Here is a 15,570-nt window from a genome sequence, read left to right on the forward strand (position 1 = left end):
GATCAGGGCAGCGAAGGCCGCCGATGAAATCAGGAGCGCTTTCATGACCTTGTCTCCTCGCCGGAGCACAGTAGAGGGTTGAGGCACACGGACCCCGCCGGCGTGGCCGGGGCCGAGGTCCGTTCGGCTTCAACACCTTGATCGATTGGGTCGTACTCCCAAGCCGGCACCGCCGCTTGATCCGAGAGGACACCCGGCGAAGTCTGATCGCGGTCGCGTGTGCGTGCCTTGGCGGAGAGGTGCAGCGACGACAGGCACGGAGGGCCTTCGATCCGCCCGCTCCCTGGAATCCTAACGAGATGGTGATGCGATCGGCCCCGCTTCCCGCTCGAACCCTCACGCGCCTCGGCACAGCTTACGGGCGCGGTCCCCGGAGGGCCGCTTGAACCCCGGATATACGATGTCGCCCATTGTCCAAGTCGCCGCCCGTCATGCCGATGCTCCGGCCACGGATGCCGCTCGGTTCGTCGTCGGCCAGGATCCCGAGGGCTGCTGGGTCGCCATCGAGATCCACGGACGCGCCGGCGGTCTGTTCCGGAGCCGGAAGGACGCTGTCGACTATGCCGAGGACGAGACCGGTCATCGGCCCGACGCCGTGCGCCTGTCCGGGGAGCGCATCGCGCTGCGCATCTGAGGCCGCGGCCGGCACGCCATTGCCGGGCGCCGCTGCGGTACGGCCCTGTTCACGGCTCCAGAGCGGCACCGACGGGGCCTCGCCAGCGAGCCGGCGGCGAGGCGCAGGGAGGCAGGACCTCACGTCGTCATCGCGGAGGCGGGCTCAGGCCGAGAGAGACGCGCCCCTGGGCCGCGCGAAGCGGCTCGCCGGGCGCGGAAGGCCGAGATGATCGCGCAGGGTCGTGCCGGCATAGTCGGTGCGGAACAGGCCGCGGCTCTGCAGGATCGGCACCACCGCGTCCACGAAGGTGTCCAGTCCGTCCGGAAGCACGTCCGGCATCAGGTTGAAGCCATCCGCCGCGCCCGCCCGGAACCACGCCTCGATGTCGTCGGCGATCCCCTCGGGCGTGCCGACAAGGATGCGGTGGCCCACGCCGCCTCCGAGCGCCTTCAGGAGTTGGCGCACCGTCAGGTTGTCTCGCCGGGCGAGTGCCACGGTGGCGCGGAACATGGTGTGATTGGCATTGGCCGGCAGCGGCAGCGGGTCGGGCAGGGGCTTGTCGAGCTCGAGCCGGTCGAGCGGAACCTGAAGCGTGCCGGCGAGCCGTGCGAGGCTGTATTCCAGCAGCACCAGGTCCCAGAGCGCGTCCTGGCGCCGTTTGGCCTCCGCCTCGGTGGAGCCGATGACGGTCGCGAGCCCCGGCAGGATCACGATCGAGCCCGGGGCCCGGCCGTAGCGCGCCGCGCGAGCGCGCAGGTCCTGCGCGTAGGCCACGCCGTCCGGAATCGTCTGAGCGAGGGAGAAGACCGCGTCGGCGGTGGCCGCCGCGAGTTCGCGCCCATCCTCCGAGCCGCCGGCCTGCACGGTCACCGCCCGGCCCTGCGGACTGCGCGGCACGGTGAGCGGCCCCTCGACGCGGTAATGCGTGCCACGATGGCGGATCGGGTGGACCTTCGCGGTGTCCACGAAGCGCCCGCTCGCCTTGTCGCCCACGAAGGCATCGTCCTCCCAGCTGTCCCAGAGGGCGTGGACGATCTCGGTGAATTCGCGGGCTCGCGCGTAGCGGTCCCCGTGCTCCGGGGCGCCGTCGCGTCCGAAATTGCGGCCCGCCGCCGCGTCGGCGGTCGTCACCACATTCCAGCCGGCTCGGCCGCCGCTGACGAGGTCCAGGCTCGCGAAGCGCCGGGCGAGATTGTAGGGCTCGTTATAGCTCGTGGAGGCGGTGGCGATCAGGCCGATGTGGCGGGTCGCGGCCGCCACGCTCGCGAGCACGATCGTCGGCTCCAGGGCATTCAGGGGCCGGTAGTCGAGCCTGTCGTTGATCGCCGGCGTGTCCGCGAAGAAGATCGCGTCGAGCTTGCCGCGCTCCGCGACGTGAGCGACGCGGATGAAGTGGGCGATGTCGACGAAGGCGTCGGACTGGCTCCCGGGCAGCCGCCAAGCGGACGGGTACACTCCGGAATGCAGCAGGTTGACGTTGAGGTGCAGTTCGCGCGCGCGCATTGCGGGTATCCGTCCGTTTCACGATCGGGTCCGTCCCACCGCCGAAGCCTTCGTCGGAACAGCACGGAAATAGACTAAGAAGAAAATTGCCCCTTCAGGCGGCCTCAGAAGCAGATCAGACCTTCACGACGGGATCCAGGGAAAACAAGATCGCAATTTTCTAGCATCCCGGAACTTTCATCCTGTGAGCAGTTGCGTTGAACCTGAATCACGATTTAGATTACTGCGCAAATTGCTAGCCTGAAGCTTCGGTGCAATGAAGTCCGAATTTCAGGCGTGCTGTATTTCAGAAGATCATGCGCCGAACGGGTCGTTTAGCGCGCGTTGCAACATCCAGGCAGGCCTTGATGCAGAAAATTGTTTCGCACGCCGTGCTGGCGGCGGCCTACGCGACCGCGCTCGCGGCGCCGGTCTGCGCGGCGCCGCAGGCGCGGACGCCGGGTCCCGGCGGCACGATCACCTGGGGCGTGGCGACGGAGCCGAGTTGCTTCGACCCGCATCGCTCGTCGCAGCAGGCCGCCTTCTTCGTGGCCCGGAACTACATCGACTCCCTGGTCGCCAAGCGGCCTGACGGCAGCTTCGCGCCCTGGCTCGCGACGCAGTGGACGATCTCGCCCGACGGCACGGAATACACCTTCACGCTCCGCGCGGGGGTCACCTTCCATGACGGCGAGCCCCTCGACGCGGAGGCCGTGAAGGCGAACTTCGATTTCGTGAAGAAGCCCGAGAACGCCGCCAACGCGGCGGCGCTGCTCGACCGCTACGCCCGGGCCGAAGTCATCGCGCCGGACGTGGTGAAGCTCGTCCTCGCAAGACCGGATTCGAGTTTCCTCGAATCCGTCTCGAACGTGAAGCTCGGGCTGATCTCCCCGAAGGCGCTGGCCGGGGGCGACCTGTGCGGCGGCGGCTTGGCCCTGGCGGGCACCGGCCCCTTCGTGTTCCAGAGCTACGTCCGAGGACAATCGGCACAATTCACCCGCAACAAGGCCTATGCGTGGGCGCCGGGGAGCGCCGCGCATACCGGACCGGCCCATCTCGACGGCTTCACCTTCCGCTTCCTGCCGGAGGCTGCCGTGCGGGCCGGCGCACTCACCTCGGGCCAGGTGGACGTGATCGAGGGCGTGCAGCCGACCGACATCCCGCTCTTCGCCGACCAGCCCGACTTCACTCTGCTGAAGGGTCCCCTCGGCGCAGGCACGGCCTTCACGTTCAACATCAACTACACCCGGGCACCCGCCGACGACCCCCGCATACGCCGAGCCCTGCGGGACGGCTTCGATCCCGAGCCGATCGTCCGCCAGGTTTACCTCGGCACGGTGCCCCGTGCGTGGTCGATCATCGGGCCCGACAACCCGGCCTACAACAAGGCCCTCGTCGGGTCCTGGGGCAACGACGTCACAGGGGCCAACCGCCTGCTCGACGAGGCAGGCTGGACCGGGCGCGACGCCTCGGGCTTCCGGACGAAGGACGGCAAGCGCCTGACCATCGAGGTCGGATATCCGCAGCCCTACGTTCGCGACAACCGCGAAATCCTGATCCAGGGCGTCCAGGTGGCACTTCGCAAGAATGTCGGCCTCGACCTCAACCTGCGCATCATCACGGCCGGCGAATATGCCAAGGGCAACGCCAGCGGCACTTGGGCGATCTACCCGAATACCGACAATCCCTCGGACGCCGCGCGCGAGCTCTGGGACATGCTGGGGGCCAAGGGCTTCCTCTACACCAATGTGCCGAACCCCGATCCGGAGATCACCGGGCTGATCGACGAGGCGCTTCTCACGACCGACCGGGCGCACAAGCGGGCCCTCACCGACCGGATCCAGGTTCTCGGCATCGAGAAGGCGTTCATCGTGCCGCTCTTCGCCCCGAGCTGGTTCCTGGCCGCGCGCCGGGGCGTCCAGGGGCTCGGCTTCGAGGCCGGGCTGGATTCGCCGGCCAACGCCTACGACGTCTGGCTCAGCGGGGAGGGACAGTGAGCCGATGGCGACGCATCGCCTCCTCTCCCGCGTCCTGGGCCGGCTCGGCACGAGCCTCATCGTCGCCTGGGCGAGCGTCACGGCGGCCTTCCTGGCGCTCCATGCCCTGCCGGGACGCATCGAGGACATCCTGGCGGGGGACGTCGACTATCCGGGTTTGCGCGAGGCGATCGCCGCCGAGTGGGGCCTCGACCGCAGCTTGCCTGCACAATATGCCGACTTCCTCCTGCGCCTGGCGAAGGGCGATTTCGGCACCTCCTACGTCCTGCGCCGGCCGGTCATCGAGGTGGTTGGCTCCCAGCTGCAGCCGACCGTCGAGCTGGCGCTCGCGGCGGGCCTGCTCGCCGTCCTCCTCGCCGCCGGCCTCGCGCTCGCGACCGCGGGACGAAGCCGCCTTGCGCGCGGCCTCGCGTCGGGCCTCGAGCTCGTCGCCGCCTCGACCCCGGTCTTCTGGCTCGGCATCCTGCTCCTGATGGCGTTCAGCTTCTCGCTGCGCTGGTTCCCGGTCTCGGGGGCGAAGGGCTGGAATGCCCTCGTGCTTCCGGCGGTCGCCCTCGCCCTGCCGACCGCCGGGCTCCTGGCCCAGGTCCTGCGCGAGGCCCTCGAGAAGGCGCTCGATCAGCCCTTCGTGACCACCGTGCGGGCGCGGGGGGTCGGCGAGGCGGCGCTCCGCACCCGCCACGTGCTGCGCCACGCTCTGCTGCCGGCAGTGACCCTTGGCGGCTGGCTGATCGGCGGCCTGCTCGGGGGCGCCGTCATCACCGAGAAGGTGTTCGGCCGGCCCGGGCTCGGCACGGTGACGCTCGGAGCGGTGCTGACCCACGATGTCCCGGTCGTGCTGGCGGTGGTGTTGCTCGCGGCCCTGATTCACGTCGCCGCCTCCACGCTCCTCGACATCCTCTACCTGTTGATCGATCCGAGGCTCAGGGCCGCATGAACGCTCCCGCCCACCTGCCATCCGCGTCCGTCGTGCTTCCCGCCGAAGATCTGACCGGCGCCTTTGCCGGAACGCCGGCCCGGGTCCGACCACGCCGCCGCTACCCTGTGCGTTTTCTCCTCGCGCTCGGCTTCCTTGCCGTGCTGGTTCTGGTCGCGCTCGCGCCGGGGCTGTTCACCGCCTACGACCCCCTGGCAGGCGATTTCAGCGCGACCCTGCAGGCGCCGGGCTGGGCCCACCCGTTCGGCACCGACCGGCTCGGACGCGACGTCCTCGCCCGCACGCTCCACGGCACCCGCTACTCCCTGCTGATCGGGCTCGGCGGCATGGCGGTCAGCGCGACGGCCGGCGCGTTCCTCGGCATCCTCGCCGGCCAGCGCAGCCGCCTTCTCGACGAGGCGACGTCGCGCATCTTCGACGTGCTCTCGTCGTTCCCGGGCGTGCTCCTGGCGATGCTCGTCGTCACCTTCCTGGGCCAGGGCATGGCGAATATCGCGCTGGCCGTCGGCATCGCGGGAATCCCGAAATTCGGGCGCGTCGTGCGCGCGCAGACCCAGCTCGTGCGCGGCGCGGACTACGTCACGCAGGCGGCGATCTACGGCCTCGGGCGCGGCCGGATCTTCCTGCACCACGTCCTGCCGAACGTCCTCGTCGCGGTGCCGGTGATCGCCACCCTCTATATCGGCAACACCATCCTGATCGTGTCGGGCCTGAGCTTCCTCGGGCTCGGCCCCCAGCCGCCGACGCCCGAATGGGGCGTGATGCTGGCCGAGAGCCGCGACGTGCTGCGGGTGGCTTGGTGGCCGGGCGTGTTCCCGGGCGCGGCTATCACCCTGACGGTGATCGCCTTCACCATCACCGGGGCGGTCCTGCAGAAGAAATTCGAGGGGCGCATTGCATGACCGTCCTGCCCCGCGCCCCCCTCGTTGAGATCCGCGGCCTGACGGTCGGCTTCCCCGCGACCGGTGAGGCCCCGGTGGTGCAGGGGCTGGACCTCACCCTCCATCCGGGCCAATGCGTCGCGCTCGTCGGCGAGTCGGGCTCGGGCAAGAGCGTCACCGCCCGCACACTTCTGAACCTGGCGGGCGACGGGGCGCGGATCACCGCGGAGCGCTTCCGGATCCAGGGCCGCGACGCGCGAAGCTTCCGCGAGGCGGAGTGGCGGCGCTTGCGCGGCACCTTCGCCGGGCTCGTGATGCAGGACGCCCTGGTCTCGCTCGATCCCCTGCGCACCGTCGGCCAGGAGGTCGGCGAGGTGCTGACCGAGCACCGCCTCGTCCGGGGCCGTCAGGCGCTGGCCGGGCGGGTGCACGACACCCTTGCGAGGGTCGGGATGCCGCGCCCCCCGGCGCGGGCGCAGCAATTCGCCCACCAACTCTCCGGTGGCCTGCGCCAACGTGCCCTGATCGCCGCCGCCATCGCGGCCGAGCCCGAATTGATCATCGCCGACGAGCCGACCACGGCGCTTGATCCCGCCATCCAGGCGCAGGTGCTGGCGGTGTTGGCCGATCGGGTCCGGGACGGGGCGGGTCTCCTGCTGATCAGCCACGACATCGCTCTCGTCGCGGGGATCGCCGACCGCGTGCTCGTGATGCGGGCCGGGCGCGTCGTCGAGGCCGGGCCGACCCGGACGGTGCTGGAGCACCCGCGTCACCCCTACACGCGGCAGCTCCTCGCGGCGATCCCGTCCGCAGCCTCGCGCGGCAGCCGGCTGAGCTCGGCGCGGATCGAGGGCGGCGCGGCGGCGATCCTGCGCGCCCCGTTGCCGCCTCGGGCCGGAATCGGAGCGCCGGTGCTGGAGGTCCGATCGATCGCCAAGCGTTACGCCCACCGGGCGGCGCGTGGTGGCACGGAAACGCTCGCGGCCCTCGACGGCGTCAGCTTCACGGTGCGCGCTGGCGAGGTCTTGGGCGTCATCGGAGCCTCGGGTTCCGGCAAGTCGACCTGCGCCAAGATCGTCCTCGGCCTGCTCGAACCCGATGCCGGCACGGTCAGCCTGCTCGGGCAGCCCTGGTCGGGGACCTCCGAGGCGCGCCGCCGGCCGCTGCGGCGGCGGCTCCAGTACATCCCGCAGGATCCGCTGAGCAGCTTCGATCCACGCTACCGGGTCGGCGACATCATCGGCGAGAACCTGCCTGAGCTCGGCGCGCGTCAGCGCGAGGCCCGCATCCGCGCGCTCCTCGATCAGGTCGGCCTGAGCGGTGCGCTGGTTACGCGCTCCCCGCGCGCCCTGTCCGGCGGGCAGCGCCAGCGCGTCGCGATCGCCCGCGCGCTCGCCGCCGAGCCGGCGCTCATCGTGTGCGATGAACCCGTCTCGGCCCTCGATGTCAGCATCCAGGCCCAGGTTCTCGACCTTCTGGCCGACCTGCAAGCGCGGCTCGGCACGGCGCTGCTGTTCATCTCGCACGATCACGGCGTGATCCAGCATATCGCCGACAGCGTCCTGGTGCTCTACGAGGGTCGCATCATCGACCAGGGCAGCGTCACGGACGTCTTCGGCCGCGCTGCCCCGGACGGCCCACCCGGCCGACCGGAGGCCGCCCTGCAGGCGCCCTCGGCAGGTTCGCGGCCGCGCTCTAGGTGGAGCGGTCAACCTGCCGGCAGCAGCGATTCAATCGCGGACCGCGCGGTTGCGGCGCCTTCTCCGCTTCGCATCGTTTGAAGCCTGACAGGAGGCGGGTTCAGCCTAGAGCTGTTCCCGATCGCGTTGCGACGGGACCGTCGGCCGCGGCCGTGCTGACGCGGGCGCGGATCCCCTCTCCCGTGCGGGAGAGGGTTGGGGTGAGGGTCGAGACCTTTCAGAACGAGGTGCGCCCGATCAACGCCCAGTCGGCGATACGACCGCATGCTCCATCCTGAAGGCGCTCATCCCTCACCCCAACCCTCTCCCGCACGGGAGAGGGGGTCCGTCGCGCCGAACCGGACCGGGGCTGCCTATTTTCCAGTCCGTTGCAACACGATCGGGCGCGGCTCTAGACGCTCCGGTTCGTCTGTTGGCAGCCGGCAGAGCAGGTTCGAGCAGATGCGAGGCTCAGCCGATGCCGCGAGCGGCGGGTCGCGCTCGCCGTCGGCGGAAGAACTCCGGTGAGCCGGTCCGGACCACCTATCCCGGTTTGCGGAAGAGGTAGCTCTCGGGCGGTGAGGGCTGGGATTCGTCGGGCCTGATTGGCGGCAGCGGGTCTCGCGCTCGCAAAGGAGCCGGCCGTCCCTCTCGTTTCTGCAGGAGCCGCTCCAGGCGCTGTTGCCACCCACGCGACCGCTCGGAGGGCGACAGTTCAAGGCTCTGCTTGGTCCAGAAGAGGTCCAGGATCATGAGGACGATCCAGGGCCCTCCAATACCGAGAAAGAACGCCATCGCTTGACCCCAGCGCAAGGCCCTGCCCAACCTTCAGGGGTGAAGGTGAGAACCCGCCTCTCATCTCTCAACCGTGCCGCGGCCGCGGTGATCCCCCGGGGATCCTCCGTGCCAATTCGACCAAGGCCGACGCAGGCGGCGTCCGGCACCGATCGTCGGCGTTCATCACGCGCTCCGCAGCGGCGCAGCCGCCGCAAAAATCCTCCGGCAAGATCAGCGGCCTGCGAGAGCTTGCCAAGCTGAATGCCGTCGCGGCGGCGCGCGTCGCATCACCGCGTCACCAGCGCGGGCCGCCGCCGACCACGCCCGCCTCGACGGCGATCGAGAGGCGGTCCGTGACGGCCCACTCGACGCCGACGCCCGCATCCGGCCGAACCACGATGTCCTTGCGCCGGAAAGGCACCGAGAACGACGTTGCCCCGAACTGCAGCGTCTCGTGCACGCTGGAGACGCCCGCCTTGGCATAGAGCAGCACGTCGGGCGTCAGGAGCGTCCCGACCTTGACCTGAAGGGCGCCCGCGAAGTCGCGCGCGTAGGCGAGGCGCCCGAAGCCGGGTGTCGCGTTCCCGCCGACCGCGGCCAGATAGTCGACCCCGCCAACGACGCCGTAGACGAACCGGCCCTCCTGCCACATCCGCCCGCCCTCGAATCCGAGGGTCGGCCCCGCATAGCCCCCGAAATGCTTCGAGGAGGAGACCGAGAACCCGGTCGAGATCGCCGCATAGGAGCCGGCCCAGCGGCTCTCCGCGTCCGGGGCCGGCCGCGTCCAGGCGAAGGGCAGCGGCGCGAAACCCGTGAAGGGCGGCACGCCCTGCGCCGCCGCGAGATTCGCCGAGAGTGCGGAGCCGCCGGTGATCAGGCCGATGGCGAATCGGCGCAGGACGCGAGGTTCTCGGGCTCGGATCATGGGGTCACATTAGCCGAGCTTGGTCGCTCACGACAGAGCACCCCGCCGGCGGGCGCGTCCCGCCCTCCGTCCTGGCTCGATGGTCGAACCAGAAGTTCGTCCGCTCTGACGAGGGGAGGCGCGGCCCATCGGCGGGCGCCTTCATGCGTGGGCCGGTTCGAGGCCCTTCTCCGTGCGGAAGAGCGCTTCCATCTCGAGGCGGAAGCCGATGGCTGGCTGCGTCGCGTCGCAGGTGACATCCGACCATCGGATCGGCTGGCCCGCCGGTACGGAACTCCGCAGCCTCAGCCCGTGCGCCAATCCGATCGGGACGGCGCCGAGGGCGAGCGACCGCTCGGCGGTGACGACCTTGCCGAAGACCGTGAAACCGCCCTCACCATCCAGGGTCTCCCCGGCGGCGAGCACGCGCTTTGCCACCGCGATCACGTCACCGCGCCAATCCTTCGTTGTCCCGGTCGGCTCGCCGCGCGTGGCGATGCTCGCCACGGAGGTGCCGAGTTCGAGCCCGATCAGGTGGTAAGGCTTGTACATCGCCGCGTAGCGGCCGCTCGCGTCGGTCTTGAGGCCGTATTGGTTTAAGCAGTCCCGCACATACGGGGTCGGCGCCTCGAACACCGCGTAGACGCCCCAGCGCAGGTCGCGGAACACCGGGCGTCCGTCGCGCTCGACCGACGAGACGACCTCGACGGTGCCGCTCTTGGCCAGGATACCTCCCTCGGAGGCCGGCCGCAGCAGCGTCGGCAGATCGTCCACGCCGCACGGGGGGAAGGCCAGCCCGTCCTCCGGCGGGCTGAGGTCGCACGCATTGGCGACCGCCGCCATTTCGAGGGCTGATTTCGTGCCGTCCAGGAAGGAGTTGAACATCTGCGGGTTGAAGTCGCCGCGCGCGACCTGGTCCTCGGTGAAGCCGTAATGGCCCCAGACCGTGTCCGGCGTCGATTGATGGTAGACCGGCAAGTACTTGGTGCCCTTGCCGGCGCAGACCACCGCGAACCCGATGGTGCGGGCCCAGTCGACCAGTTCGGCGATCAGGGCCGGCTGGTCGCCCGAGGCCATCGAGTAGATGATCCCGGCCTCCGCGGCGCGGCGGGCGAGCAGCGGGCCGGCCAGGGCATCCGCCTCGACATTGACCATGATGATGTGTTTGCGGTGCCGGCAGGCCGCCAGAACGTGGCGGATGCCGGCGGCCGGGCTGCCGGTCGCGTCGATGACGATATCGATGAACGGGCTCGCGATCAGCGCGTCCGTGTCGTCGGTGACGAAGGTGGCCGACGTGCGGGCAGCCTCCTCCAGCGAGCCGACCCCGAAACGCTCCTCGGCCCAGCCGACGCGCCGCATCGAATCCTGCGCGCGGGCGGGCGAAAGGTCGGAGACGCCGACGAGGTGGATGCCGGGCGTCCGCCAGGCCTGGGACAGGTACATCGAGCCGAACTTGCCGGCGCCGATGAGGCCGATGCGGGCGGGCCGCCCCTCGGCCGCGCGAAGCTTGAGCTTGGCGAGCATCGACATCGCGTTCCTCCGCGGACGGGCGACGCGCTGCCGCTGCGCCCGTCCTGTGATTTTTTTCTGATGTTGGGCTCGTTGTAGCCGCGACTCCGCGCGGAGAAAACGTGGATTGGAGCGACACTGCAGATCGCCAGGGATCCGCAGGACGCCATTCCTGCCCATCGTCCGGGCGGGTCGGCCGGCCCTCGCGGCCCGTCGCCCTGGCGACCATCACTCAAGTTTGAAGTGGCGCATCGGGTCGCTCACCCCCTGTACGGTTCTTCGACAGACCCCTGACGGGCTGCCGGCTGACCGAGGCCGTCCACAGCCTGCCAGCAAAGCCGAGACGATCGCCGGCATCGCCAAGCCGGTCGCGTCGGATCCGGTCCAGGCGAGCCGCCAAGTGTTGAGCCGATCGGGCGGCATGACGCCCCGCGTGCTGTCCGGCACCAGCCCTGCGGCGCCTCGAACAAGCCCGTTGACGGCGGTCCCGCCGCATAATAAATGATGTACGTCATAAATAATGCGGCGGGATCACGAGGAGCGGTTCGGTGGGTGCGAAGTTCTTCTGGGTTTCGACCATCCTGGCTCCCGCGATCCTGGCGGTCGCGGCGTGCACGCCGGCCGAGACGGCCGCGCCGCCCGCGCCCCCGCTCGTGCAGATCGTCCAGGTTCAGTCCGGCGACGGCGGCTTCACCCGCTACACCGGCGTTGTCCGGGCCCGGACCGAGAGCAATCTCGGCTTCCGCGTCGGCGGCAAGATCTTCGAGCGCCTCGTGGACCCCGGGGACCACGTGCGGCGCGGGCAGCCGCTGATGCGCCTCGACCGGACCGATTTCTCCCTGGCGCTTAACGCGGCGCGATCCTCGGTCGAGGCCGCCCGGGCGCAGATGATCAAGGCGAAGGCCGATGAGGAGCGCAGCCGCAAGCTCGTGGCTGACGGCTGGACCTCGAAGCAGACCTACGACCAGAACAAGGGCACCGCCGACGCGGCCATCGCCCAATTCGCCTCCGCGGAGGCTCAGGCGAGCCAGATCGAGAACCAGGCCGGCTATTCCGAGCTCCAGGCCGATGCCGACGGCGTGGTGATGGAGGTGCCGTCCGAGCCCGGCCAGGTGGTCGCCGCCGGCCAGACCGTGGTCAAGCTGGCGCGCGACGGATCGCGCGAGGCGGAGGTGTTCCTGCCGGAGGCGAGCCGGCGCCTGGCGAAGGGCGCGGCCTCGGCGACACTCTATGCCGAGGGCGAGGCGACCTATCCGGCCCGGCTGCGCGAGTTGTCCGCCACCGCCGATCCTGCGACCCGGACCTACCGGGCGCGCTACATCCTCTCGGGGGGAGGCGAGGACGCGCCGCTGGGCGCGACCGTGACGCTTCGGCTGAAGGCCGTGGATGCCGGGCGCTCCCCGGCCGTCGAGGTGCCGCTCGCCGCCCTGTTCGACGCGGGCAACGGCGCGGCGGTGTGGAGTTTCGATACCGCCACCGAAACCGTCGCCGCCCAGCCCGTCGTCATCGCCCGCCTGTCGGAGGAGAGCGCGGAAGTCGCCTCCGGCTTGAGCCCGGGCGACCGGATCGTCTCGCTCGGCGCCCATCTCCTCAAAGCCGGCCAGAAGGTGCGCCAGGCGCCTCCCAGCATGACGGGAGTGGCCCAATGAGCGGCTTCAACCTCTCCGCCCTGGCGGTCCGGGAGCGGGCCGTCACGCTGTTCCTGATCATCGCGCTCACGGGTGCCGGCTTCTTCGCCTTCCAGAAGCTCGGTCGGGCCGAGGACCCGGCCTTCACCGTGAAGGTGATGGCCGTCTCGGCCGCCTGGCCGGGCGCGACCACGGACGAGATGCAGCGGCAGGTGGCCGACCCGCTGGAGAAGCGTCTGCAGGAGCTCGTCTACTACGACCGCGTCGAAACCTCGGTCCGGCCCGGCCTGATGCTGATGAAGGTCATGTTCAAGGACAACATGCCTCCGGCCAAGCTGCAGTCGGAATTCTACCAGGCGCGCAAGAAGCTCTCCGATCAGGCCTCCAGCCTGCCGCGCGGCGTGCTCGGGCCGCTCTTCAACGACGAGTTCTCGGACATCTACTTCGCCCTCTACGCGCTCCAAGCGAAGGGCCTGCCGCACCGCAACCTCGTGATGCGCGCCGAGGACCTGCGCCAGCGCCTGCTGCGCGTGCCCGGCGTCGAGAAGATCAACATCCTGGGCGAGCAGGCGCAGAAGATCTTCGTCGAGATCTCGTACCAGCGCCTCGCCACGCTCGGCATCACCGGCCAGCAGCTGCTGGCGGCCCTCGCCAACCAGAACGACGTCACGCCGGCCGGCTTCGTCGAGGCTGCCGGCCCCCGCGTCTACCTGCGCCTCGACGGTGCCATCGACGGCCTCGACGCGATCCGCAACCTGCCCGTGGCGGCGGGCGACCGCAGCTTCAAGCTCGGCGACATCGCCGAGGTGAAGCGCGGCTACGAGGATCCCAAGACCTTCGCGATCCGCAACGACGGCGAGCCGGCCCTCATGCTCGGCCTCGTGATGAAGCCTGGCTTCAACGGGCTCAAGCTCGGCGAGGCGCTGAACGCCGAGGAGGTGGCGATCCACCACGAGACCCCGGCCGGCATCACCTTCACGAAGATCACCGACCAGGCCAAGGTCATCGACGACGCGATCCATGAATTCATGGTGAAGTTCTTCACCGCGCTCTCGGTCGTCATCGTGGTCAGCCTCGTCGCGCTCGGCTTCCGCGTCGGCATCGTGGTGGCGCTCGCCGTGCCCCTGACCCTGTCGGCGGTGTTCGTCGTCATGATGGTCACCGGCCGGGACTTCGACCGCATCACGCTCGGCGCGCTCATCATCTCGCTCGGCCTCCTGGTGGACGACGCGATCATCGCCATCGAGATGATGGTGGTGCGCATGGAGGAGGGCGCCGACCGGGTCGCGGCGGCGACCTACGCCTGGAGCGCCACCGCCGCGCCGATGCTGACCGGCACCCTCGTGACCATCGCGGGCTTCCTGCCGGTCGGGTTCGCGGCCTCGACGGCGGGCGAGTATGCCGGCAACATCTTCTGGGTGGTCTCGTTCTCGCTGATCATCTCGTGGATCGTGGCCGTGACCTTCACGCCCTATCTCGGCGTCAAGCTGCTGCCGAACATCAAGACGATCGAGGGCGGGCACGAGGCGATCTACGCCACGAAGAACTACGAGCGCCTCCGCCGCGTCGTGCGGCTCTCGGTCAACCACAAGTGGATGGCCGCCGGGATTACGGTCGGGCTGTTCGGCCTCGCGGTCGTCGCCATGGGCAAGGTCGAGCAGCAATTCTTCCCGAATTCCGAGCGGGCCGAGCTCATCGTCGAGGTGACCCTGCCGGCGGGCTCCGCTTTCGCCACCACCGAGGCCAGCGTCAGGAAGGTCGAGGCGGCGGTGCGGGACCTGCCCGAGGCGCGCGAGATCACGAGCTATATCGGCCAGGGCATGCCGCGCTTCGTGCTCTCCTTCGATCCCGAGCTGCCCGATCCCGCCTTCGCGCAGATCGTCGTGCAGACAGCCGATTCCCACGCCCGCGACGTGCTGCGGGGCAAGGTGCGGCGGCTCGTCGACGAGGGCCGCTTCCCCGAGGCCCGCGTGCGCGTGCTGCAGATCGTGTTCGGCCCGCCCATCCGCTTCCCGGTCGCCTTCCGGGTGGTCGGGCCCGACCTCGACGTCATCCGCGGCATCGCCGCCGAGGTCGCCGACGTCATGGCGGCCAATTCCAATCTGCGCCTCGTCCACCTCGACTGGGGCAACAAGACGCCCAACCTGCACCTCGCCCTCGACCAGGAGCGGCTGCGCCTGATCGGCCTGACCCCGAAGGAGGCCGGACAGCAATTGCAGAGCTACCTCAACGGCACGCCTGCGACCCAGGTCCGCGAGAACCTGCGCTCCGTCGACGTGCTGCTGCGCAGCCCCGGTCCCGAGCGGCGCTCCCTCGGCGAGATCGGCGACCTGACGCTCGCGACGCGCGATGGCCGCCAGGTCCCGGTGTCCCAGGTCGCGCGCCTGGAAAGCCGCAACGAGGACGCGGTCCTCAAGCGCTACAACCGCGAGACCTATATCCGCGTCCAGGGCGACGTGCTCGACGGCCGGCAGCCGCCGGACATCCACGCGCAGGTTTTCCCGCTGCTCGCCCCGATCAAGGCGAAGCTGCCGCCGGGCTATCGCATCGACACGGCGGGTGCGGTGGAAGAGAGCGCCAAGGCGATGATGTCGCTGGTCGCGGTCTTCCCCATCATGCTGATCGTGACGCTCACCGTCATCATGGTCCAGGTGCGCTCGTTCAGCACGATGTTCATGGTGTTCGCGACTGCGCCGCTCGGCCTGGTCGGGGCCGCGCCGACGCTGCTCATCTTTCACCAGCCCTTCGGCTTCAACGCGATCCTCGGCCTGATCGCGCTGTCGGGCATCCTGATGCGCAACACGCTGATCCTCGTCGACCAGATCCATCACGACCGGCAGGCGGGCCTGTCGGATTACGACGCCATCATCGAATCGACGGTGCGGCGGGCGCGTCCCGTCATCCTCACGGCGGCCGCCGCGATGCTGGCCTTCATCCCGCTGACCCACTCGGTGTTCTGGGGCGCGCTGGCCTACGTGCTGATCGGCGGCGTCGGCGTCGGCACGCTCCTGACCTTGCTGTTCCTGCCCGCCCTCTACGCCCTCTGGTTCCGGGTGAAGCGCGCGCCGCGGCAGGCCACGGTCGGGAGCGGGGCGGACGTTCCGGTTCGCCTGGCCAACTCATAGATACAGGGTACACGGGGCGCGCGAAGCGGATCGAT

At 69.9% G+C, this 15,570-nt stretch carries 10 protein-coding genes; 7 read left to right on the plus strand and 3 right to left on the minus strand.

Going from position 1 to position 15,570, the window contains the following annotated elements; genetic code table 11:
* The first annotated feature begins 400 nt into the window (after nucleotides 1-400).
* Complete coding sequence (locus F6X53_RS13895) at nucleotides 401-634, plus strand: hypothetical protein (protein WP_151000744.1); 234 nt, start codon at nucleotides 401-403, stop codon at nucleotides 632-634.
* Nucleotides 635-778: 144 nt separating this feature from the next.
* Here F6X53_RS13895 and F6X53_RS13900 read toward each other — a convergent pair whose 3' ends face one another.
* Nucleotides 779-2,119 (minus strand): LLM class flavin-dependent oxidoreductase, encoded by a 1,341-nt coding sequence (locus tag F6X53_RS13900; protein WP_151000746.1) that lies wholly within the window; start codon nucleotides 2,117-2,119, stop codon nucleotides 779-781.
* A gap of 347 nt (nucleotides 2,120-2,466) precedes the next feature.
* Here F6X53_RS13900 and F6X53_RS13905 point away from each other — a divergent pair, with 347 nt between their 5' ends.
* From F6X53_RS13905 to F6X53_RS13920, 4 genes are read left to right on the plus strand one after another with little or no spacing between them, the layout of a single operon-like run.
* Complete coding sequence (locus F6X53_RS13905; RefSeq protein ID WP_151000748.1) at nucleotides 2,467-4,095, plus strand: ABC transporter substrate-binding protein; 1,629 nt, start codon at nucleotides 2,467-2,469, stop codon at nucleotides 4,093-4,095.
* A 4-nt stretch (nucleotides 4,096-4,099) separates the two neighbouring features.
* Nucleotides 4,100-5,032 carry an ABC transporter permease gene (locus tag F6X53_RS13910; protein WP_151000750.1) on the plus strand — a complete coding sequence of 311 codons (933 nt, stop codon included), beginning with the start codon at nucleotides 4,100-4,102 and terminating at the stop codon, nucleotides 5,030-5,032.
* Complete coding sequence (locus F6X53_RS13915) at nucleotides 5,029-5,934, plus strand: ABC transporter permease (protein ID WP_151000752.1); 906 nt, start codon at nucleotides 5,029-5,031, stop codon at nucleotides 5,932-5,934. The genes F6X53_RS13910 and F6X53_RS13915 overlap by 4 nt, the downstream gene beginning before the upstream one ends.
* Entirely contained in the window at nucleotides 5,931-7,694 is a 1,764-nt protein-coding gene (locus F6X53_RS13920; protein WP_151000755.1) for an ATP-binding cassette domain-containing protein, read from the plus strand. The genes F6X53_RS13915 and F6X53_RS13920 overlap by 4 nt, the downstream gene beginning before the upstream one ends.
* Before the next feature lie 970 nt (nucleotides 7,695-8,664).
* Here the strand turns inward: F6X53_RS13920 and F6X53_RS13925 are convergent.
* Both F6X53_RS13925 and F6X53_RS13930 read right to left on the minus strand, forming a co-directional pair.
* Nucleotides 8,665-9,294, minus strand: a complete 630-nt coding sequence (locus tag F6X53_RS13925) for an outer membrane protein (RefSeq protein WP_151000757.1) — start codon at nucleotides 9,292-9,294, stop codon at nucleotides 8,665-8,667.
* 141 nt (nucleotides 9,295-9,435) lie between these two features.
* Nucleotides 9,436-10,803, minus strand: a complete 1,368-nt coding sequence (locus F6X53_RS13930; RefSeq protein WP_151000759.1) for an NAD(P)H-dependent oxidoreductase — start codon at nucleotides 10,801-10,803, stop codon at nucleotides 9,436-9,438.
* A gap of 527 nt (nucleotides 10,804-11,330) precedes the next feature.
* On the opposite strand from F6X53_RS13930, the gene F6X53_RS13935 reads away from it, so the two are divergent.
* Entirely contained in the window at nucleotides 11,331-12,431 is a 1,101-nt protein-coding gene (locus F6X53_RS13935; RefSeq protein ID WP_238297645.1) for an efflux RND transporter periplasmic adaptor subunit, read from the plus strand.
* Complete coding sequence (locus F6X53_RS13940; protein ID WP_151000761.1) at nucleotides 12,428-15,535, plus strand: efflux RND transporter permease subunit; 3,108 nt, start codon at nucleotides 12,428-12,430, stop codon at nucleotides 15,533-15,535. The genes F6X53_RS13935 and F6X53_RS13940 overlap by 4 nt, the downstream gene beginning before the upstream one ends.
* Nucleotides 15,536-15,570: the final 35 nt, after the last annotated feature.

It is taken from the genome of Methylobacterium soli (genome assembly GCF_008806385.1).
Classification (GTDB): domain Bacteria; phylum Pseudomonadota; class Alphaproteobacteria; order Rhizobiales; family Beijerinckiaceae; genus Methylobacterium; species Methylobacterium soli.

What these genes read in the sequence shown, in the direction of transcription:
- F6X53_RS13895 (WP_151000744.1), top strand. Translation starts at nt 401, where the DNA reads ATGTCGCCCATTGTCCAAGTCGCCGCCCGTCATGCCGATGCTCCGGCC.
- F6X53_RS13900 (WP_151000746.1), bottom strand. Translation starts at nt 2,119, where the DNA reads ATGCGCGCGCGCGAACTGCACCTCAACGTCAACCTGCTGCATTCCGGA.
- F6X53_RS13905 (WP_151000748.1), top strand. Translation starts at nt 2,467, where the DNA reads ATGCAGAAAATTGTTTCGCACGCCGTGCTGGCGGCGGCCTACGCGACC.
- F6X53_RS13910 (WP_151000750.1), top strand. Translation starts at nt 4,100, where the DNA reads ATGGCGACGCATCGCCTCCTCTCCCGCGTCCTGGGCCGGCTCGGCACG.
- F6X53_RS13915 (WP_151000752.1), top strand. Translation starts at nt 5,029, where the DNA reads ATGAACGCTCCCGCCCACCTGCCATCCGCGTCCGTCGTGCTTCCCGCC.
- F6X53_RS13920 (WP_151000755.1), top strand. Translation starts at nt 5,931, where the DNA reads ATGACCGTCCTGCCCCGCGCCCCCCTCGTTGAGATCCGCGGCCTGACG.
- F6X53_RS13925 (WP_151000757.1), bottom strand. Translation starts at nt 9,294, where the DNA reads ATGATCCGAGCCCGAGAACCTCGCGTCCTGCGCCGATTCGCCATCGGC.
- F6X53_RS13930 (WP_151000759.1), bottom strand. Translation starts at nt 10,803, where the DNA reads ATGTCGATGCTCGCCAAGCTCAAGCTTCGCGCGGCCGAGGGGCGGCCC.
- F6X53_RS13940 (WP_151000761.1), top strand. Translation starts at nt 12,428, where the DNA reads ATGAGCGGCTTCAACCTCTCCGCCCTGGCGGTCCGGGAGCGGGCCGTC.